The 19,711-nt window shown below is 63.7% G+C and carries 16 protein-coding genes and 2 pseudogenes; 8 read left to right on the top strand and 10 right to left on the bottom strand.

The features are described from left to right. Positions 1–151 precede the first annotated feature (151 nt). Positions 152–676: an Mpo1 family 2-hydroxy fatty acid dioxygenase gene (locus RIN61_RS06430; RefSeq protein ID WP_215520804.1), complete on the top strand. Its 525-nt coding sequence runs from the start codon at positions 152–154 to the stop codon at positions 674–676. Positions 677–788: 112 nt separating this feature from the next. Here RIN61_RS06430 and pcaC read toward each other — a convergent pair whose 3' ends face one another. The 9 genes from pcaC to pcaR all read right to left on the bottom strand — a co-directional run bounded on the left by pcaC (position 789) and on the right by pcaR (position 10,467). Then, on the bottom strand, positions 789–1,184 hold the full coding sequence (gene pcaC, locus RIN61_RS06435; RefSeq protein ID WP_003259581.1) for a 4-carboxymuconolactone decarboxylase: 396 nt from the start codon (positions 1,182–1,184) through the stop codon (positions 789–791). A 10-nt stretch (positions 1,185–1,194) separates the two neighbouring features. Next, positions 1,195–1,986, bottom strand: coding sequence for a 3-oxoadipate enol-lactonase (pcaD, locus tag RIN61_RS06440; protein WP_252378663.1), 792 nt, complete (start codon positions 1,984–1,986; stop codon positions 1,195–1,197). Between the two features lie 11 nt (positions 1,987–1,997). Further along, the gene (locus RIN61_RS06445) at positions 1,998–3,350 is read right to left on the bottom strand and encodes a 3-carboxy-cis,cis-muconate cycloisomerase (RefSeq protein WP_207877318.1); all 1,353 of its coding nucleotides are present in this window, start codon (positions 3,348–3,350) and stop codon (positions 1,998–2,000) included. A gap of 9 nt (positions 3,351–3,359) precedes the next feature. Further along, positions 3,360–4,649 carry an MFS family transporter gene (locus RIN61_RS06450; RefSeq protein ID WP_133975170.1) on the bottom strand — a complete coding sequence of 430 codons (1,290 nt, stop codon included), beginning with the start codon at positions 4,647–4,649 and terminating at the stop codon, positions 3,360–3,362. Positions 4,650–4,834: 185 nt separating this feature from the next. Continuing rightward, positions 4,835–6,040 carry a 3-oxoadipyl-CoA thiolase gene (gene pcaF / locus RIN61_RS06455; protein WP_215520854.1) on the bottom strand — a complete coding sequence of 402 codons (1,206 nt, stop codon included), beginning with the start codon at positions 6,038–6,040 and terminating at the stop codon, positions 4,835–4,837. After that, entirely contained in the window at positions 6,037–6,816 is a 780-nt protein-coding gene (locus tag RIN61_RS06460) for a CoA-transferase subunit beta (RefSeq protein WP_313856324.1), read from the bottom strand. Before RIN61_RS06460 ends, pcaF begins: the two co-directional genes overlap by 4 nt. After that, positions 6,813–7,673 carry a CoA transferase subunit A gene (locus tag RIN61_RS06465; RefSeq protein WP_313856326.1) on the bottom strand — a complete coding sequence of 287 codons (861 nt, stop codon included), beginning with the start codon at positions 7,671–7,673 and terminating at the stop codon, positions 6,813–6,815. Before RIN61_RS06465 ends, RIN61_RS06460 begins: the two co-directional genes overlap by 4 nt. Positions 7,674–7,903: 230 nt before the next feature. Next, positions 7,904–9,250 carry a 4-hydroxybenzoate transporter PcaK gene (locus RIN61_RS06470; RefSeq protein WP_215520806.1) on the bottom strand — a complete coding sequence of 449 codons (1,347 nt, stop codon included), beginning with the start codon at positions 9,248–9,250 and terminating at the stop codon, positions 7,904–7,906. A gap of 326 nt (positions 9,251–9,576) precedes the next feature. Further along, positions 9,577–10,467 (bottom strand): pca regulon transcriptional regulator PcaR, encoded by an 891-nt coding sequence (gene pcaR / locus RIN61_RS06475; RefSeq protein WP_112250424.1) that lies wholly within the window; start codon positions 10,465–10,467, stop codon positions 9,577–9,579. Positions 10,468–10,957: 490 nt separating this feature from the next. Between pcaR and RIN61_RS06480 the strand changes: the two genes are divergently transcribed. Together RIN61_RS06480 and RIN61_RS06485 are read left to right on the top strand one after the other, a co-directional pair. Further along, positions 10,958–11,158: a hypothetical protein gene (locus RIN61_RS06480; protein WP_003259583.1), complete on the top strand. Its 201-nt coding sequence runs from the start codon at positions 10,958–10,960 to the stop codon at positions 11,156–11,158. Between the two features lie 313 nt (positions 11,159–11,471). Then, complete coding sequence (locus tag RIN61_RS06485) at positions 11,472–12,944, top strand: inorganic phosphate transporter (protein ID WP_112250422.1); 1,473 nt, start codon at positions 11,472–11,474, stop codon at positions 12,942–12,944. Positions 12,945–13,097: 153 nt separating this feature from the next. On the opposite strand, the gene RIN61_RS06490 is transcribed toward RIN61_RS06485, so the two are convergent. Further along, positions 13,098–14,573 carry a helicase HerA-like domain-containing protein gene (locus RIN61_RS06490; RefSeq protein WP_252378667.1) on the bottom strand — a complete coding sequence of 492 codons (1,476 nt, stop codon included), beginning with the start codon at positions 14,571–14,573 and terminating at the stop codon, positions 13,098–13,100. 169 nt (positions 14,574–14,742) lie between these two features. Between RIN61_RS06490 and RIN61_RS26725 the strand changes: the two are divergent. From RIN61_RS26725 to RIN61_RS06510, 5 genes and pseudogenes are all read left to right on the top strand, one after another. Next, positions 14,743–15,759, top strand: a pseudogene (locus RIN61_RS26725) (HAMP domain-containing protein); the annotation flags it as partial. 261 nt (positions 15,760–16,020) lie between these two features. Continuing rightward, positions 16,021–16,617, top strand: a pseudogene (locus RIN61_RS26730) (methyl-accepting chemotaxis protein); the annotation flags it as partial. A gap of 225 nt (positions 16,618–16,842) precedes the next feature. Next, positions 16,843–17,964, top strand: a complete 1,122-nt coding sequence (locus tag RIN61_RS06500) for an N-acetylglucosaminyl phosphatidylglycerol synthase (RefSeq protein ID WP_207879961.1) — start codon at positions 16,843–16,845, stop codon at positions 17,962–17,964. Further along, positions 17,957–18,721, top strand: a complete 765-nt coding sequence (locus RIN61_RS06505) for an N-acetylglucosaminyl phosphatidylglycerol deacetylase (RefSeq protein WP_112250414.1) — start codon at positions 17,957–17,959, stop codon at positions 18,719–18,721. The genes RIN61_RS06500 and RIN61_RS06505 overlap by 8 nt, the downstream gene beginning before the upstream one ends. Continuing rightward, positions 18,718–19,710 (top strand): glucosaminyl phosphatidylglycerol flippase, encoded by a 993-nt coding sequence (locus RIN61_RS06510; RefSeq protein WP_252378670.1) that lies wholly within the window; start codon positions 18,718–18,720, stop codon positions 19,708–19,710. The genes RIN61_RS06505 and RIN61_RS06510 overlap by 4 nt, the downstream gene beginning before the upstream one ends. Position 19,711 lies beyond the last annotated feature (1 nt).

A 19,711-nucleotide genomic window follows, 5' to 3' on the forward strand; every position in this document is an offset into this window, starting at 1 on the left:
TCGCCTGTGCTGGCCCTTTCGCGGGTAAACCCGCTCCCACAGGGACAGGGCAGCCCTCAGGAGTTGTGGTGACCCTGTGGGAGCGGGTTTACCCGCGAAGAGGCCAGAACAGGCAACACACCCCGACCAGGCAAACCAGGGAGGCACAACAATGAAAACCCTCGTCGACCACCTGAGCCAATACGCCAGCTACCACCGCGACCCACGCAACATCGCCACCCACTTCGTCGGCATCCCCATGATCGTGCTGGCGGTCACCATCCTGCTGTCGCGACCTGGCTGGGAGGTAGCCGGCATTTGGCTTTCCCCTGCCCTGCCGGCGGCGGCAGCCTCGGTCTGGTTCTACCTGCGCCTGGACCTGCGCTTCGGCCTGGTGATGGGGTTGTTGCTGGGGCTATGCCTGTGGGTCGGCCAGGTGCTGGCAATGCAGACGACAGCGCTGTGGCTAGGCGCCGGGCTGGGGGCATTCGTGGTGGGCTGGATAATCCAGTTCGTCGGCCATTACTACGAAGGCCGCAAGCCGGCGTTTGTAGACGATGTCAGCGGCCTGATCATCGGGCCGTTGTTCGTGGTGGCAGAAGCGGCATTCATGCTCGGCTTGTGCCCGGCCCTGAAGCAAGCCGTGGAAAGCAACGCCGGCCCAGTGGCCATGCGGCAGAAGAATGCGGCCATGTAAACATTCCATGGCCCTATCTCCGGCAAGCCAGCTCCCACAGGGACTGCACTGCCCTCAAGCCTGATGCAATCCCTGTGGGAGCTGGCTGCCGGCGATAGGGCCGGTACAGGCATTACTGCTGTCGCGACTCCACGCCCAGCTCATCCCACACCGACTCAGCCATGTGGAAGGTGGCATTGGCCGCCGGAATGCCGCAGTAGATCGCGCTCTGCATCAGCACTTCCTTGATCTCGTCGCGGGTCACGCCGTTGTTGGCCGCCGCGCGCAGGTGCAGTTTCAGCTCGTCGTTGCGGTTCATGCCAATCAGCATGGCGATGGTGATCAGGCTACGGGTATGGCGCGGCAGGCCCGGGCGAGTCCAGATGTCACCCCAGGCATGGCGGGTGATCATCTCCTGGAATTCGCCGTTGAAGTCGTTGAGCTTCTCCAGGCTGCGGTCCACGTGGGCATCGCCAAGCACTGCGCGGCGTACTTGCATGCCGGCGTCGTAACGTTGTTTCTCGTCCATGGCGGTATCCTCAGTGAGCCAGCAGGAAGTCGAGCACGCGGCGGCTGAACGCCTCGCCGATCTCGACGTTGGACAGGTGCGCCGCCGGGAAGTCGACGTATTCGGAACCCGCGATACCAGCCTGCATGAAGCGGCCGTGCTCCGCAGTGGTCACCACGTCCTCGGTACCGGCAACGATCAGCGCCGGCACCTGGATACGGCCCAGTTGCTCGCGGTAATCGGCATCACGCACCGCCGCGCAATTGCCGGCATAACCTTGCGGGCTGGTTTGCGCCAGCATCTGGCAGATGCGCTGGGCCTGCGCTGGCTGGGCCTGGGCGAAGGCCGGGGTGAACCAGCGGGCGATGGAGGCATCGCGCAAGTCGACCATGGCCTGCTGGCCACCCTTGAGCACGGTGTCGATACGGGTGTTCCACACCTCGTCGTTGGCGATCTTGGCGGCGGTATTGCACAGGGTCAGGCTGCGCAGGCGCTCGCCGGCATTGATGCCCAGCCACTGGCCGATCAGGCCACCCATCGACAGGCCGACGAAATGCGCCTTGGCGATGTCCAGGCCATCGAGCAGGGCCAGCACGTCACGGCCCAGCTGTTCGATGCTGTAGGGGCCTTCAGTGACCAGCGACCCACCGTGGCCACGGGTGTCGTAGCGCAGCACACGCAAGTGCTGGCTCCACAGTGGAATCTGTGTGTCCCACATGCCCAGGTCGGTGCCCAGCGAGTTGGACAGGACCAGCACCGGGGCGTTTTCCGGGCCATCGATCTGGTAATTCAAAACGCCATCGGCCAGTTGCAAGTGCGCCACAGCGGTCTCCTTCAGGCAGTGAAACGTTGATGTTCGGACACGGCACGCGCCACCCAGACGCGGGCCTGGCCCAGGTAATGGGCAGGGTCGAGCAAGCGATCGAGTTCTTCGGCGGACAGCTCGGCGCTGACCTGCGGCTCTTCACCCAGCACGGTGCGCAGATGGCGCTGTTCGGCCACGGCGCGCTGACAGCACTGCTCCAGCAGGTGGTGGGCGTGGTCGCGGCCCAGGCGCTGGGCGAGGACGATGCTCACCGCCTCGGCCAGCACCAGGCCCTGGGTCAGGTCGAGGTTACGGCGCATGCGCGTGGCATCCACTTCCATGCCCTCGGCAATCACCTGGGCCTGGCGCAGCGCACCGGATACCAGGCAACAGATGTCTGGCAAGGTTTCCCATTCGGCATGCCACAGGCCAAGGCTGCGCTCGTGCTCCTGGGGCATGGCGGCGAACAGCGTCGAGACCAGCCCTGGCACGCGGGTAGCGGCACCGATCAGCACCGCGGCGCCGACCGGGTTGCGCTTGTGCGGCATGGTCGAAGAACCACCCTTGCCCGGCGCGGAAGGCTCGAACAGTTCCCCTGCCTCGGTCTGCATCAGCAGGCTGACATCACGGCCGAACTTGCCCAGGCTACCAGCGACCAGGCCCAGCACCGAGGCAAACTCCACCAGGCGGTCGCGCTGGGTGTGCCAGGGCTGCTCGGGCAGGGTCAGCTTGAGCTGCTCGGCCAAGGCTTCGGCCACGGGCATCGCCTTGCTGCCCAAGGCCGCCAGGCTGCCCGAGGCACCGCCGAACTGCAGCACCAGCAAGCGAGGGCGCAGCTCCTGCAGGCGCTGGCGGTGACGGGTCAACGCGCCCAGCACACCGGCCAGTTTCATCCCTAGAGTTACCGGAGTGGCGTGCTGCAGCCAGGTGCGACCCACCAGCGGTGTGTCGGCGTACTGCAAGGCCTGACGCGACAAGGTATCGGACAGCTTGCCGAGGTCGGACTCGATCAGGTCGAGGGCAGCACGCAGCTGCAGGACCAAGCCGGTGTCCATCGCGTCCTGGCTGGTAGCGCCCAGGTGCACGTAGCGCTCGGCCTCGGGCACGCCACTGGCAATCACCTTGCCCAACGCCTTCACCAGTGGGATCGCTGAGTTGCCCGCAGTGGCGATGGCGTTGGCCAGCGCGCCAACGTCATAGCGCTCGGCGTGGCACGCCGCCTCGATGGCCGCTACCGCGCTATGCGGGACCAGCCCGGCAGCCGCCTCGGCCCGCGCCAGCGCTGCTTCGAAATCGAGCATGCCCTGCAGGCGGCCACGGTCGGAGAAGATCTCGCGCATGGCCGGTGCGGTGAAGTAGGCGTCGAACAATTGGTTGGTCATGCCACGTCCTTAATCATCGTGGTGCAGGTACGCGGCCTGCTTCGGCAGGCGCAGGCTGAACAGGAAGGCAATCGCCATCATCGCCGTGACGTACCAGTAGAAGGTGTTTTCCATGCCCAGGGTCTTCAGGCCCAGGGCAACGTATTCGGCCGAACCGCCGAACGCCGCGTTGGCCACTGCATAGGCCAGGCCCACACCCAGCGCACGCACCTGCGGCGGGAACATCTCGGCCTTCACCAGGCCGCTGATCGAGGTGTAGAAACTGACGATACACAACGCCAGGCTAATCAGCACGAAGGCCATGAACGGGCTGCTCACGGTTTTCAGCGCCATCAGCAACGGCACGGTGAACAGCGTACCCAAGGCACCGAACAGCATCATCGAATTACGCCGGCCGATGCGGTCGGACAGCATGCCGAAGAACGGCTGCAGCACCATGAACAGGAACAGCGCGCCAGTCATCACGTAGCTGGCGTTCTTTGCGGTCATGCCGGCGGTGTTGACCAGGTACTTCTGCATGTAGGTGGTGAAGGTATAGAAGATCAGCGAACCGCCTGCGGTATAGCCGAGCACGGTGATGAAGGCCGCCGCGTGGTCGCGGAACAGGCCCTTGATGGTACCGGCGTCCTTGTCCTGACGGGTTTCGGCGCTGCTGGTTTCATGCAGCGAGCGGCGCAGCATCAACGAGATCAGCGCGGCGATGGCACCGACCACGAACGGAATGCGCCAGCCCCAGTCGCGCAGCTCTTCTTCGGTGAGCAGTTGCTGCAGGATCACCACCACCAGCACCGCCAGCAACTGGCCGCCGATCAGGGTCACGTACTGGAACGAAGCGAAGAAGCCGCGCTGGCCGCGAAGTGCCACTTCACTCATGTAAGTGGCAGTGGTGCCGTATTCGCCGCCTACCGACAGGCCCTGGATCAGCCGGGCCAGCAACAGCAGCGCCGGGGCCCAGGTGCCGATGCTGGCATAGGTGGGCAGGCAGGCGATCATCAGAGAGCCGAAGCACATCATCAGCACTGAGATCATCAGGGAATTCTTGCGACCATGGCGGTCAGCGAGGCGGCCGAAGATCCAGCCACCGATGGGGCGCATCAGAAAGCCCGCGGCAAACACGCCCGCCGTGTTCAACAACTGCACGGTCGGGTCATCGGAGGGGAAGAACGCCGGGGCAAAGTAGATCGCGCAGAAGGCATAGACGTAGAAGTCGAACCATTCCACCAAGTTGCCTGAAGAGGCACCAACGATAGCGAAGATGCGTTTGCTGCGCTCTTCGCCGGTGTAATAGGCTGAGGTCATGGTGAGTTTACTCCTGGAGGGTCGCAGGTAATTCTAGACACACCTGGTAACACCCTCGTTCCGCTATTTGCCTGGCAATTGGCCTTGAGACGCATGTGCCGGCCTCTTCGCGGGTAAACCCGCTCCCACAGGGAATGCGTGGTTCCCTGTGGGAGCGGGTTTACCCGCGAAGAGGCCAGTACAGGTCAAACCCGCTCGATGGCCAATGCCAAACCTTGGCCAACCCCTACACACATGGTCGCCAGGCCTTTACGCCCACCGCTCTTCTCCAGCTGGTGAAGCGCGGTCAGCACCAGGCGCGCACCGCTCATGCCCAACGGGTGACCCAGGGCGATGGCGCCGCCGTTGGGGTTCACCTGCGGTGCATCATCGGCAACACCCAGCTCACGCAGCACCGCCAGCCCTTGGCTGGCAAAGGCTTCGTTGAGCTCGATCACATCGAAATCATTCACCGCCACACCCAGGCGCTCGGTGAGCTTGCGCACCGCCGGCACCGGGCCAATACCCATCACCCGCGGTGCCACGCCGGCACTGGCCATGCCCAGTACCCGGGCACGTGGGGTCAGGCCGTGCTTCTTCACTGCTTCGGCCGAAGCCAGGATCAACGCCGCAGCTCCGTCGTTCACGCCCGAGGCGTTGCCGGCGGTGACGGTCTTGTCCGGGCCATTGACCGGCTTGAGCCTGGTCAGGGCTTCCAGTGTGGTTTCCGGGCGCAGGTGCTCGTCACGCTCGACGATGGTCTCGCCCTTCTTGTGCGCGATACGCACCGGCACGATCTCTTCGGCGAAGAAACCGGCGGCCTGGGCGGCAGCTGCCTTCTGTTGGCTGCGCAGGGCGAAGGCGTCCTGGTCAGCACGCGAAACCTGGTAATCGTCGGCCACGTTGTCGGCGGTTTCCGGCATGGAGTCCACACCGTACTGGCTCTTCATCAGGGGGTTGATGAAACGCCAGCCGATGGTGGTGTCTTCGAGCTTCATGTTGCGCGAATAGCCGCTTTCGGCCTTGCCCATGACGAACGGGGCGCGCGACATCGACTCGACGCCGCCGGCGATCGCCAGCTCCATTTCGCCGCTGGCAATGGCACGGAAGGCGGTACCGATGGCATCCATGCCCGATGCACACAGGCGGTTCAGGGTAACGCCCGGGATGCTCTGCGGCAGGCCGGCCAACAGTAGCGCCATGCGCGCCACGTTGCGATTGTCTTCACCGGCCTGGTTGGCGCAGCCGAAGAACACTTCGTCAACCTGATCCCATTGCACGCTCGGGTTGCGCTCGATCAGCGCCTTCAGCGGCACGGCGGCCAGGTCGTCGGCCCGCACGCCGGCCAGTGCGCCACCGAAGCGGCCGATCGGGGTACGGATGGCGTCACAGATGAATACGTCGCGCATCAGGCTTCTCCTGCCACCTGGCCATGGGCCGCGGCGGTACGGGCTTCGAGGTCACGCAGGGCGGACAGCTCGACTTCGGTAGGTGCGGCAGTGGTCTGCACACTGTCGGCAAAACGGATCGCCCAGCCAGTGGCGGCGATGATCTGCTCGCGGGTCACGCCCGGGTGGATGGCAGTGACCACGAATTCGTGGGTGCCGGCTTCCGGCTCCATGATGCACAGGTCGGTGATGATGCCGACCGGGCCCTCGCCTGGCAGGCCAAGGCGTTTGCGCGAGTCGCCGCCTTCACCGTGGCCAACCGAGGTGATGAAGTCCAGCTTGTCGACGAAGGCTCGCGGCGACTGCTTGAGGATGATCAGTACCTGCTTGGCGGAACCGGCGATTTCCGGCGCGCCACCGGCGCCCGGCAGGCGGGTTTTCGGCGCGTGGTAGTCACCGACCACAGTCGTGTTGATGTTGCCGAAGCGGTCGACCTGGGCGGCGCCGAGAAAGCCGACATCGATGCGCCCGCCTTGCAGCCAGTAGCGGAAGATCTCGCCGGTCGGCACCACAGTGTCAGCGGTTTCCGCCAGCTCGCCGTCGCCGATCGACAGCGGCAGCACGCTTGGCTTGGCGCCGATCGGGCCGGATTCGTAGATCAGCACTACGTCTGGCGAAGAGGTCAGGCGCGCCAGGTTGGCAGCCTTGGATGGCAGGCCGATGCCGACGAAGCACACAGCACCGTTGCGCAGGCGACGGGCTGCGGCGACGGTCATCATTTCGGAAGTGGAGTAGCTCATTGTGCGGCCTCCGCAGTGCTGGCCAGCTTGGCCTTGAATTCGTTGAAATCGGCAGTGCCACGGATGTAGGTGTCGATCCAGGCAGTGAACGATTCGCGGCTACGCGCGATCGGGTCCCAGGCCTGGTAGAAACGGTTGTCACGCTCGTAATAGCCGTGGGCATAGGACGGGTGCGCACCACCAGGCACCAGGCATACCGCGCTCAGCGCCCAGGTCGGCAGCACGCAGGCGTTCATCGGGGCCTGCAGGTCGTGGACAATTTCCTCGACGGTGACGATGCAGCGCTTGGCGGCCAGGGCAGCTTCCTTCTGTACACCGAGAATGCCCCACAGCAGCACGTTGCCTTTGCGGTCGGCCTTTTGCGCGTGGATCACGGTCACGTCCGGGCGCACCGACGGCACGGCTGCCAGCACTTCACCGGTGAACGGGCAGGTGACGCTCTTGATCAGCGGGTTGACCTTTGGCAGGTCGGAGCCGGCGTAGGCACGCAGCACGGCGAACGGCAGGCCAGAAGCACCGGCGACATAGGCGTTGGCCAGGTCGGCGTGGCTGTGTTCTTCGATTTCGATGGCGTGAGGCCACTGCTTCTCGACGGCATCACGCAGGCGGTGCAGCGAACCGACACCTGGGTTGCCACCCCAGGAGAAGATCAGCTTGCTGGCGCAACCGGCGCCGATCAGCTGATCGTAGATCAGGTCCGGAGTCATGCGCACCAGGGTCAGGTCGCGCTTGCCCTGACGGATGATCTCGTGGCCGGCGGCAGTCGGGATCAGGTGGGTGAAACCTTCGAGGGCGACGGTATCGCCATCCTGGATGAACTGCTTCACGGCTTCGTGAAGCGGGAGAATTGCAGCCATTTGGAGACTCCTGGTCAGGGTGCTTCGGTGAGCTCAGATTAAGGAGACTGGTGGGTGGCTTACAATCCGATAATCGACTATTCGTGCGATTATCGAACTATTTGTTATCCTGCTACTCATTCTCCACGGTGTCGAATTCTTCGCAGCACAAGGCTGCTCCTACATGGGGCGGCGTCGCCTGTGCAGGAGCAGCCTTGTGCTGCGAAGGGCCGCGGAGCGGCCCCTGCGTCTCAGGTCGCGTCAGCGTGGCTCACCAGCCCTTTCACGATCACACCCACGGTCGCCAGCCCCGCCGGCACCAGCAACGCCGTCAGCACCTGTTCGAAGTTCCAGCCCAGGCCCAGCAGGGTCGCGCCACTCCAGGCCCCGAGAATCGCCCCGAAACGGCCGATACCCAGCATCCACGATACCCCCGTGGCGCGGCCCTGGGTCGGATAGAAGCGCGCCGCCAGCGACGGCATCGCCGACTGGGCGCCGTTCACGCACATGCCGGCAACCAGCACCAACGTGGCCAACACGGTGATATTGCCCAGACTCTGCCCCACGGCGTAGGCGAACACCCCGGCCAGCAGATAGAAAATGCCGATCACCTTGTGCGGATTGAAGCGGTCCATGGCCCAGCCCACACCGACGGCACTCAGCACGCCACCAAACTGGAACAGTGCGCCGATGAAGGCAGCCTGCTCCATGCTCGCGCCACTGTCGCGCATCAAGGTGGGCAACCAGCTGGTCAGCAGATAGACGATCACCAGGCCCATGAAGTAGGTCAGCCACAACAGCATGGTGCCCATGCCGTAGGTACCAGAGAAGATCAGCGCAAACACGTTGCGCGCAGCCACCGCCTTCTGCTCCGGCACGCAGAAGCTGCCCGCCTCGGCCACCACCTGCGGCGCGATGGGCGACAAGGTCTTGCGCACCTTGTCCGTGCCCCGGTTGCGCACCACCAGGAACCGCGCCGACTCCGGCAGCCATACCATCAGCACCAGCGCCAGCAGCAACGGCAGCACGCCACCGATCACCAGCAGGCTGTGCCAGCCGTAAGCCGGAATCATCTTGGCGGAAATGAAACCACCACCGGCCATGCCCAGGTTGAAACCGCAGAACATGCTGGTCACCAGCAGCGACTTGAGGCGCTCTGGGGTGTATTCAGACAGTAGCGTGGTGGCGTTGGGCATGCCTGCGCCAAGGCCCAGGCCGGTCAGAAAGCGCAGCACCAACAACTGGTCGACATTGGTGGCATAGGCCGAGGCCAGGCTGAAGCCGCCGAATACGAGCACCGCCCCCACCAGTACGCCCTTACGGCCAAAACGATCCGCTAGCGGGCCAGAGCCGAGGGCACCGAAAACCATGCCGATCAATGCAGCACTCATCACCGGGCCGAGGCTGGCGCGGTCAATCCCCCACTCCTGTGACAGGGCCGGGGCGATGAAGCCCATGGCGGCGGTATCCAGGCCGTCGAGGAAGACGATCAGAAAGCACAGCAACACCACCCGCCATTGGTAGCGGGACAGCGGCTGCTGATTGATGAACGACTGGACGTCGAGGCTTTTGCCGACGTTGGATTGCGCTTGGTTCATTATTGTTATCCAGAATGAGGGGCACAGCCTGGCCGCTGCAGCGATCAAACGTTACAGAGGACAAGGATTTGGGAGATTGCGGCCGGCGTCAGCCTGGATATAACAATACTGCGCGCGGGTGCGGCCGCGACAGCGAGGGGACAGTAATCATGGAAAGTGCCTCTTGTGTTTTTCTTGTTCGATCGGCGCAGCCGACCGTTGCGAGAGACATTAATCAGCGGGCGGGGGTGAAGCAATTCGCCGCGAACGACACTGTGCGTTTATCGCACAGGAAAGGGTTTTGCCTGTTCAAAATTTGAAAGGGGCGCTTTGCGCCCCCAGCGAGCTCAGCCAAACAACTGATGGCAAAGGTCCCGGCTGGCCGCCAGCAGGATCGGCAAGAACCGCTGCTCCAGCTCACTGCGCGTCACCCGCCCGACATGGGTACTCACATTCAACGCCGCCAACACCTGCCCTGAGGCGTCATACACCGGCACCGCAATCGAGCGCAGCCCCTGCTCCAGCTCCTGGTCCACCACGCACCAGCCCTGCGCGCGCACCTGCTGGATACAGGCGAACAGCGACTCGGCGTCATGCAAGGTACGGCTGGTGCGCGCCTTGAGGTCGGCACGCTCCAGGTATTCACGCAGACTGGTGTCGTCCATGGCCGCCAGCAGAATACGCCCCATCGAGGTGCAATAGGCCGGCAGGCGCCCACCCACCGACAGGTCGACCGAAATCAGCCGCTCCACGGTGGCCGAACGGGCTATATAAAGGATGTCGTCACCTTCGAGCGTGGCCATGTTGGCCGCCTCGTGCAGCTGGTCGCTGATGCGGTCCAGGTAAGGCTGGGCAGAAATCGCCAGCGGCGTCGACGACAGATACGCATGCCCCAGCGTCAGCACTTTGGGCAACAGCGAATAGGTGCGCCCGTCGGTGGTGGCGTAACCCAGCTTGATCAAGGTGTGCAGGCAACGGCGTACCGCCGCACGGGGTATTTCGGTGCGGTGGCTGATCTGGGCGATGGTCAGGTGGCGCTTGCGTTCCTGAAAGGCCTGGATAACGGCCAGGCCTCGCGCCAGGGAGGTCATGAAGTCAGGGTCGCCGGTAAAGGCCTGGATGCGCTTTGCCGGGGAAGCCACGATCGGCGGTGCCAAAGCTGCCGAGGCAGGTCGCCCCTGCTCCGGGTTGGCCGGCTCTGGATTGACGGAATCGTTGGCCAGGGTTTCGTCACTCATCGCACACCTCAAAAAAACGCCCACTCGTGCGATTATCGAACAAACGGCCGATAATCGCAATTGACCGCTGACACTTTTACTTATACCTTTCTCATGCCACTTGTGGCTTCTTTGGAGAGACTGGTCAGGTACCCACCGTAGAAGTCCCAGGCAACGGCCTCGTCTTTTGGCGAGGCCGTTTTTCATTACACTCCCGATCGACAGCCCCGCTACGGCGTTGCAACGAACTTTTGTCCGTCTTGCCTTTCAAACTTGTACGAAAGGCCCAAACTGTTGTCGGATGCATTCCGTTACTTGCGTCCGGTGATGTCAGGGTTGGGTAAATAACGATGTTCGGCGAAATATCGATTGCTATAATCGACTGCGCAGGCCTCAACGATTCCGTGGTAATGGAACCTTCCGCTGTATCAAGCCGTTGCGGCCAGCAAGGCATGCGCACCGCTGCACAACGCCATTAACAACTGTCATCAAACTTAATTCAGGTGCTACTGTGACGAAAGATGAACTGCGCGCGGAACTCGAGCGCCAGGCTGAACGTTACAAGGATGTTTACGGTGGCGAAGTCACCACCTACGCCGCCCAACCGGATCCGGAACGCAAACCTTGGCGCAAGCGCGCCAGCGTGCGCGACCAAGCCTTCAGCCAGGAACTGGAACGTATGGAAAAGGAACTGCGCAGCGACACTCCCTGATTTCCAGGACCAAGCCAGCGCGTCGTCGCCCGGCCAACCCGGGCGCGCTCGATCTTTACTGCCCGGCTGAAGGTGAAATGGAATTACACAAATTTCATACGGCCGTTTGAACAGTAGCGAAGCGGCTTTTTAACCAGCGTTTTGCCGGTTTTCGCCAGTTTTTGTGCGTTTTAGCCGACATTTCCCTGCCTCAATGTCGCTCCGAGCACACCACGCTCGTGTCAGGAAGATTGCCGTCGGTCTGTCGCGGATGCATCGATTGCCAAGGTTTTCTGGCATAATCCCGCCCCCCTAAGACCGCCAGACAACCTTCATGATCGAATTATTCAGCGGACTGGATGCCTGGGTGTTGGTGAGCCTGCTGCTCGCCTTGACCTTCGTGCTCGCCTTCGAGTTCATCAATGGCTTTCATGACACCGCCAACGCGGTAGCTACCGTCATCTATACCAAGGCCATGCCGCCGCACCTCGCCGTGTTCTTCTCCGGCGTGTTCAACTTCCTTGGCGTTCTGCTCGGCGGTGTCGGGGTGGCTTATGCCATCGTGCACCTGTTGCCGGTAGAGCTGCTGATCAATGTGAACACCGGACACGGCCTGGCCATGGTCTTCTCGCTACTGGCCGCGGCCATCACCTGGAACCTGGGCACCTGGTACTTCGGTATCCCCGCCTCCAGCTCGCACACGCTGATCGGCTCCATCCTCGGCGTCGGCCTGGCCAATGCCCTGATCAACGACATCCCGCTGGGCGACGGTGTCAACTGGCAGAAGGCTATCGACATCGCCATGTCGCTGGTGGTCTCGCCAATGGCCGGCTTCGCCGTTGCCGCCCTGGTGCTGATCGGCCTTAAGTGGTGGCGCCCGCTGTCGAAGATGCACAAGACCCCCGAGCAGCGCCGCAAGCTCGACGACAAGAAGCACCCGCCGTTCTGGAACCGCCTGGTACTGGTCGTTTCGGCAATGGGCGTGAGCTTTGTGCACGGTTCCAACGACGGCCAGAAAGGTATCGGCCTGATCATGCTGGTGCTGATCGGTATCGTCCCGGCCAAGTTCGTCCTCGACCTGAACAGTACCACCTACCAGATCGAGCGTACCCGAGACGCCACTCTGCACATGAGCCAGTTCTACCAGCGCAACGCCGCCACCCTGGGTGAGTTCCTGGCACTGGGCAAGGCCAAATCCAGCGACCTGCCGGAGCAGTTCAGCTGCAACCCGCAGCAGACCGAGCCGACCATTGCCGCGCTGCAATCGTCACTGCAGGGCGTGACCGACTACCACAGCCTGAGTGCCGACAAGCGTGTCGAAGTGCGCCGCTACCTGCTGTGCCTGGACGACACGGCGAAGAAGGTCGGCAAGCTGCCAGGCCTGGAAGCCCGTGAAAAGGCCGACCTGGAAAAACTGCGCAAAGACCTGACCGCCACCACCGAGTACGCCCCGTTCTGGGTGATCGTGGCCGTCGCCCTGGCTCTGGGCCTGGGCACCATGGTCGGCTGGAAGCGCGTGGTACTGACCGTCGGCGAAAAGATCGGCAAGCAGGGCATGACCTATGCCCAGGGCATGTCGGCGCAGATCACCGCGGCTTGCGCCATCGGTATGGCCAACGTCTTCGCCCTGCCGGTATCGACCACCCACGTGCTGTCGTCCGGTGTGGCCGGCACCATGGTCGCCAACAAGAGCGGCCTGCAAGGCGGCACCGTGAAGACCATCCTGCTGGCCTGGGTACTGACCCTGCCTACGTCGATGGGCCTGGCGGCCGGCCTGTTCTGGCTGGCGTCCAAAGCCATTGGCTGAGTGATACGGTTAAAGAGGCGGCCTTCGGGTCGCCTTTTTTCTGTACCGGCCTCTTCGCGGGTAAACCCGCTCCCACAGGTAATGCACAGCTCTTGATATCTGTGATGAACCTGTGGGAGCGGGTTTACCCGCGAAGGGGCCGGTACAGGCAAACTACCTTTTCTTGCCCCCCAGCAACGACCCCATCAACCCTCGTACCAACTGCCGCCCCAACTGGTTGGCCGCCTGGCGCACCGCCGACTTGATGGCCTGCCCTGCGGCACTCTGCAAGAACTCACCAGCCTTGTCGGCAAAGCTCTCTTCATCCGCCTTGGGTTGCGGCGCCGGCTCCACTGGTTCGCCCTTGCGCTGGGTCAACATCTCATACGCCGACTCACGGTCCACCGGCTTGTCGTAACGCCCTGCCAGCGGCGAAGCGGCAATCAGCGCACTGCGCTCAGCCGCGCTCAACGGCCCGATACGCGACTGCGGTGGTGCAATCAGTACCCGTTGCACCATCGCAGGCGTGCCCTTTTCTTCCAGCGTCCCCACCAGCGCCTCGCCAATCCCCAGTTCGGTCAGTACCGCCAAGGTTTCGAACGCCGGGTTGGGACGGAAGCCATCGGCCACCGCCCGCAGCGACTTCTGCTCCTTGGCGGTAAATGCCCGCAAGCCATGCTGAATGCGCAAGCCCAACTGGGCCAGCACCGCATCCGGCAAGTCCCCCGGCGACTGGGTGACGAAGTACACCCCAACGCCCTTGGAGCGGATCAGCCGCACCACCTGCTCCAGGCGATCCTGCAATGCCTTGGGCGTATCGTTGAACAGCAAGTGGGCTTCATCGAAGAACAACGCCAGCACCGGCTTGTCGGCGTCACCGCGCTCGGGCAACTGCTCGAACAACTCGGCCAGCAGCCACAACAGGAAGGTCGCATACACCTTGGGGGCTTCGTGAACCAAGCGGCTGGCGTCGAGCAGGTGAATACGCCCACGGCCATCCGGGTCTGGTCGCAGCAGGTCCTCGAGCTGCAACCCGGGCTCACCGAACAGCGCCTCGGCGCCCTGCTGCTCCAGGGTCGCCAACCGGCGCAACAGGGCCTGGGTGGAGGCCGTGGTCATGAGCGCGCTGTCTTCGCCCAGCAGTTGCGGGTTGTCCTTCAGGTGCGCGAGCAGCGCCTTGAGGTCCTTGAGGTCGAGCAGCAGCAGGCCTTCACGGTCGGCCACCTTGAACGCCGCATACAGCGCCGCCTGCTGGCTGTCGGTCAGTTCCAGCAGGTTGCCCAGCAGCAGCGGCCCCATTTCACTGAGGGTGGTGCGCAGCGGGTGGCCGGACTGCCCGGCAATGTCCCACAGGCTCACCGGGTAAGCCTGTGGCCTGTGCCCCAGCCAGGGCATGCCGGCGATGCGCTCGGCCACCTTGCCCTGCGGCGCACCAGCAGCGCCCAGGCCGCACAGGTCGCCTTTGACATCGGCGGCGAATACCGCAACCCCCGCATCACTGAACGCTTCCGCCAGATGCTGCAGGGTGACGGTCTTGCCGGTACCCGTCGCGCCCGCTACCAGGCCATGGCGGTTAGCCAACCTCATGGCTTGCCCAACCGGCTGGCCATCCGGGCCAGCGCCTACAACGATGGTCGAAAATTCCGACATCTCTTTAATCCTCTGCTCAAGCTTTACCGTAATTCGGCCGATACCTGTGGGTGATATTCGCCTTAATAGAGAGGAACAACCGAAAAGGGACTTTTCGGGATGTTGCACTGCTTTGCGACTCCACGCGTGCAAACGCCTGATATGAAACCTTAGCGGAACCGATTACGCCATGAACAAAAGCCTTCGTTTCAGCCACAAGATTCTTTTGGCAGCGTCACTGATCGTGATACTCGCCTTCAGCCTTTTCACGCTCTACAACGATTACCTCCAGCGTAATGCGATCCGCGAGGACCTTGAAAACTATCTGGCTGAAATGGGCGCTTCCACTTCGACCAATATCCGCAACCTGTTCGAAGGCCGTATCAAGCTGGTGGAAAACCTGGCACAGAACATTGCCCAGGACCCGACCAACGCCGAAACCCTCATGGGCCAGAATGCACTGGTTTCCAGTTTCCTCACCGTCTACCTGGGCAAGGTCGATGGTGGCTTCAGCGTGCGCCCTGACTCGAAAATGCCCGACGGCTACGACCCACGCACCCGCCCCTGGTACAAGGACGGCATGAACGCCGCCGGCGCGACCCTGACCGAGCCGTACATCGACATGACCACCAACAAGATGGTCATCGGCATCCTCAGCAAGGTTTCCACCAGTGTCGGCGTGGTCGGTGGCGACCTGGCCCTGGATGGCCTGGTGCAGATCATCAACTCGCTTAACTTCGGCGGCATGGGCTACGCCTTCCTGGTCAACGATCAAGGCAAGATCCTGGTACACCCGGAAAAAGACCTGGTGATGAAGTCGCTGTCGGACCTGTTCCCGCAGCACACGCCAAAACTGACCGGTGAACTGACCGAAGTGCAGAGCGAAGGCCAGGCCCGTCTGCTGACCTTCACCCCGATCACAGGCCTGCCTTCGGCCAACTGGTACATCGGCCTGTCGGTGGACAAGGACAAGGCCTTCTCGATGCTCAGCACCTTCCGCACCTCTGCGGTGATCGCCACGCTGGTGGCTGTGGTGATCATCATCGGCCTGCTCGGCCTGCTGATCCGCGTGCTGATGCAGCCGCTGCACACCATGACCCGCGCCATGGAAGACATCGCCGAAGGTGAAGGCGACCTGACCAAGCGCCTGCGCATTCACAACCACGACGAATTCGGCATCCTGGGCAGCGCCTTCAACCGTTTCGTCGAACGTATTCACAGCTCGATCCGCGAAGTGTCTTCGGCCACCGAGCAGGTCAACGAAGTAGCCCTGCGGGTCATCAGTGCGTCGAACTCGTCGATGACCAACTCCGACGAGCAGTCCAACCGTACCAACAGCGTGGCCGCCGCCATCAACGAACTGGGTGCCGCCGCCCAGGAAATTGCCGGCAACGCCGCCCAGGCGTCGCAGCATGCCAGTTCGGCGCGGTTGCTGGCCGAAGAAGGGCAGCAGGTGGTGGAGCGCAACATTGCGGCAATGAACCGCCTGTCCGACCTGATCGTCACCTCCAGCGCACACATCGAGACGCTGAACAGCAAGACCGTCAACATCGGCCAGATCCTCGAGGTGATCACCAGCATTTCCCAGCAGACCAACCTGCTGGCGCTGAACGCAGCCATCGAAGCAGCCCGTGCCGGTGAGGCCGGGCGTGGTTTTGCCGTGGTCGCCGATGAAGTACGCAACCTGGCGCACCGCACCCAGGAATCGGCGCAACAGGTGCAGACCATGATCGAAGAACTCCAGGTCGGCGCCCGCGAGTCGGTCGAGACCATGGACCAGAGCCAGCGCCACAGCCAGGACAGCATGCAGATCGCCAACCAGGCCGGTGAGCGGCTCGACAGCGTTACCGTGCGCATCGGCGAGATCGACGGCATGAACCAGTCGGTGGCCACCGCCACCGAAGAGCAGACCGCCGTGGTCGAGGCGATCAACATGGACATCAACGAGATCAACATGCTCAACCAGGAAGGCGTGGAAAACCTGCAGGCCACCCTGCGCGCCTGCTCCGACCTGGAGCAGCAGGCTGGCCGCCTGAAGCAGCTGGTGGGTAGCTTCCGCATCTGATCTCAATCCGCGTCGCCCGCTCCCACAGGAACTGCACACCCCTGAGGCCTGTGTAACTCCTGTGGGAGCGGGTTCACCCGCGAAGAAGCCCACACCGCTCTCCCGCTTTCCCCTGCCCCGCCCAACCCCGATCGAACAAACTATCCTTCTGATAGGTCAACCTTTAGGCGCGTCATCGCCGGCCCGTTAGCGCCGGATGACAGACCCGAAGACGATCCCGGAGGGATGCTGATCGTGCACATCGCCGACATCACCATGTTCTACGCCCCCGCCAGTGGCGGCGTACGTACCTATCTTGATGCCAAACACCACCGCCTGGGCGCCATCCAGGGCGTCCGCCACAGCTTGCTGATACCCGGTGCCAGCGCCCAGCACGCCGACGGCATCTACCAGGTGCCCGCACCGCCGCTGCCGTTCGGCAATGGCTACCGTTTCCCGGTGCGCCTGGCCCCCTGGTGCAATGTGCTGCGCCGGCTCAAGCCCGACCTGATCGAAGTCGGCGACCCGTACTTGACCGCCTGGGCTGCGCTGGAGGCGCGACGCAAGCTCGATGTGCCGGTAATCGGCTTCTACCATTCCGATCTGCCGCTGCTGGTCAGCAACCGCATGGGCAACTGGTTCACCCCCAATGTCGAGGCCTATGTCAGCAAGCTGTACGGCAATTTCGACCGGGTCCTGGCCCCTAGCCAGGTCATGGCCGACAAGTTGCGCCGCCTGGGGGTACGCGATGTGCACGTGCAGCGCCTGGGCGTGGACCTGGCTACCTTCCATCCCAGCCAGCGCGACCCACGGTTGCGGGCCGAGCTGGGCATTGCCGACACCAGTCGCCTGCTGATCTACGCCGGCCGTGGTTCGCGGGAAAAGAACCTGCCGGTGCTGCTCGACTGCATGCAGCACCTGGGCCACCCCTACCACTTGCTGCTGGTGGGTTCGAACATGCCCGCCAACGTGCCACAGAACGTGAGTGTGATCGATCACTTCTGCCCGGCACCGGAAGTCGCCCGGCTGATGGCCAGCGCCGACCTGCTGGTGCACGCTGGTGACCAGGAAACCTTCGGCCTGGTCATACTCGAAGCGATGGCCAGCGCCACGCCGGTGGTGGCGGTGCGCGCCGGTGCTTTCGGCGAAATCGTCAACGAACAGTGTGGGCGCCTGTGCCGTCCCAACGATGGCCAGGCCATGGCGAGGGCCGTGCAAGAAGCGTTCGAAGCCGGCGTACGCAAACTCGGGGCACAAGCCCGTCGCCATGCCGAGCTGCAGTATTCGTGGGACCATGTGGTCGCCGGCCTGCTGCAGCACTACCAGGCCGTGCTTGGCCACCAGCCGCAGGTCCGCGCCCATGGCTGAGCCACTGCCGCCAGCGCGCAGCCTGATGCTGGTGCTGCACGATGTCGCGCCAGAGACCTGGCCCGACTACCAACCCTTCGTCCAGGCCGTCGATGCCATCGGCGGCATTCCCATGACCTGGCTGGTGGTACCGGACTTTCACCACCGCAACCCGCTGCAGCGCTCGCCCAGCTTCTGCCGCTTGCTCGAGCAGCGCCTGGCCCGGGGCGACGAGCTTGCCCTGCACGGCTTTTATCATGCCGACAACGGCCCGCCGCCGCGCACGCCCGGCGAATACTTCATGCGCCGTATCTATACCCATGAAGGCGAGTTCTACGCCCTCGACCAGCAGCAGGCCCTGCAACGCCTGGAGCACGGTCTGGCTCTGTTCGCACATCAGGGTTGGCCAGTGGCCGGCTTCGTCGCGCCCGCCTGGCTGATGAGCGAAGGCACCCGCCAGGCACTGCGCCGTCTGCCGCTGCGCTATACCAGCACGCCCCAGCACCTGTACCGTTTACCGGACTTCACCGCGATCAAGGCCCCGGGGCTGGTCTGGAGTGCCCGCAGCAGCTGGCGCCGCGGCCTGTCACGGGTGCTGTGCGACTGGCAATGCCGGCGCTGGCGCGACGCCCAGACCCTGCGCCTGGGCCTGCACCCGGTGGACATGCGCCATCGCGCGTCCCGCGACTATTGGCTGAACACCTTGCACACGCTACTGGCACAGGGCCGCGAGCCCCTGACCAAGTCCACCTGGCTCGACCGCCAGGCCAGCGCATGAACCGCCTGGTCTGGCTGGCCCTGGCACTGCTCGGCGCCGTGCTGGTTCCGGCCCTGCTAGGCGGCAGCGAGTTGCTGCCGAGGCTGCAGCGCTTCGCCCCCAGCCTGATGCTGACCCTGCTGGGCATGATCCTGCTGTGCTGGGTCATCAACGCCATTCGCCTGCGCCTGCTGCTCGGCCAGCAAGGGGCAAGGCTTGGGCGCATGCGCAGCCTGGGTGTGGTGATGGCCACTGAGTTCGCCATCTGCACCACTCCAGGCGGCAGCGGTGGCCCCTTGACCCTGATGGCCCTGCTGGCACGCGACCGTATCGGCCCGGCGCGCAGCGGCGCGGTGTTTGCCATGGACCAGCTGAATGACCTGGTGTTCTTTTTCTGCGCAATGCTGGCGATTGCCGGCTATGCGCTGTTCCACAGCCTGGGCCGCAGCCAGGAAAGCATGTTGCTGGGCAGCGCGCTGATGCTGTGCACGGCTCTGGCCGGGGTAATCGGCCTGCTGCGTTACCGGCGCACGGTGATGCGCGTGAACGGCAGATTGCTGCGCCGCCTGGGCGTGAGCCGCCAGCGCAAACGCCGCTGGGCGCGCAAAGTGCTGCGCTTCATCGACGCACTGGCGCAGACCTGGCGTCTGCCCAAGCGCACGCTGACCTTGGTGTTCACCCTGACCTGCGCCCACTGGGGCCTGCGCTATAGCGTGTTGTACCTGGTATTGAGGGGGTTGGGAGTAGACCTCGCGTGGATCCCCAGCTTCCTGGTGCAGATGCTGTCGCTCAGTGCCGGCCAGTTCAGCCTGCTGCCTGGCGGCGCCGGTGCCGCCGAGCTGACCTCGGCCAGCCTGCTGACGCCGCTGGTGGGCAGTTCGACCGCGGCTGCGGCGATCCTGATATGGCGAGCGGTCACTTACTACTTTTATCTGCTGGCGGGTGGGCCGGTGTTTGTGTGCCTGCTGGCGCGCCCGCTGCTGGAGCGCTGGCGGCGTCAGGCGGGTTGAG

Origin of the sequence: Pseudomonas inefficax (assembly GCF_032164165.1) — a bacterium.
Taxonomy (GTDB): Bacteria; Pseudomonadota; Gammaproteobacteria; order Pseudomonadales; family Pseudomonadaceae; genus Aquipseudomonas; species Aquipseudomonas inefficax.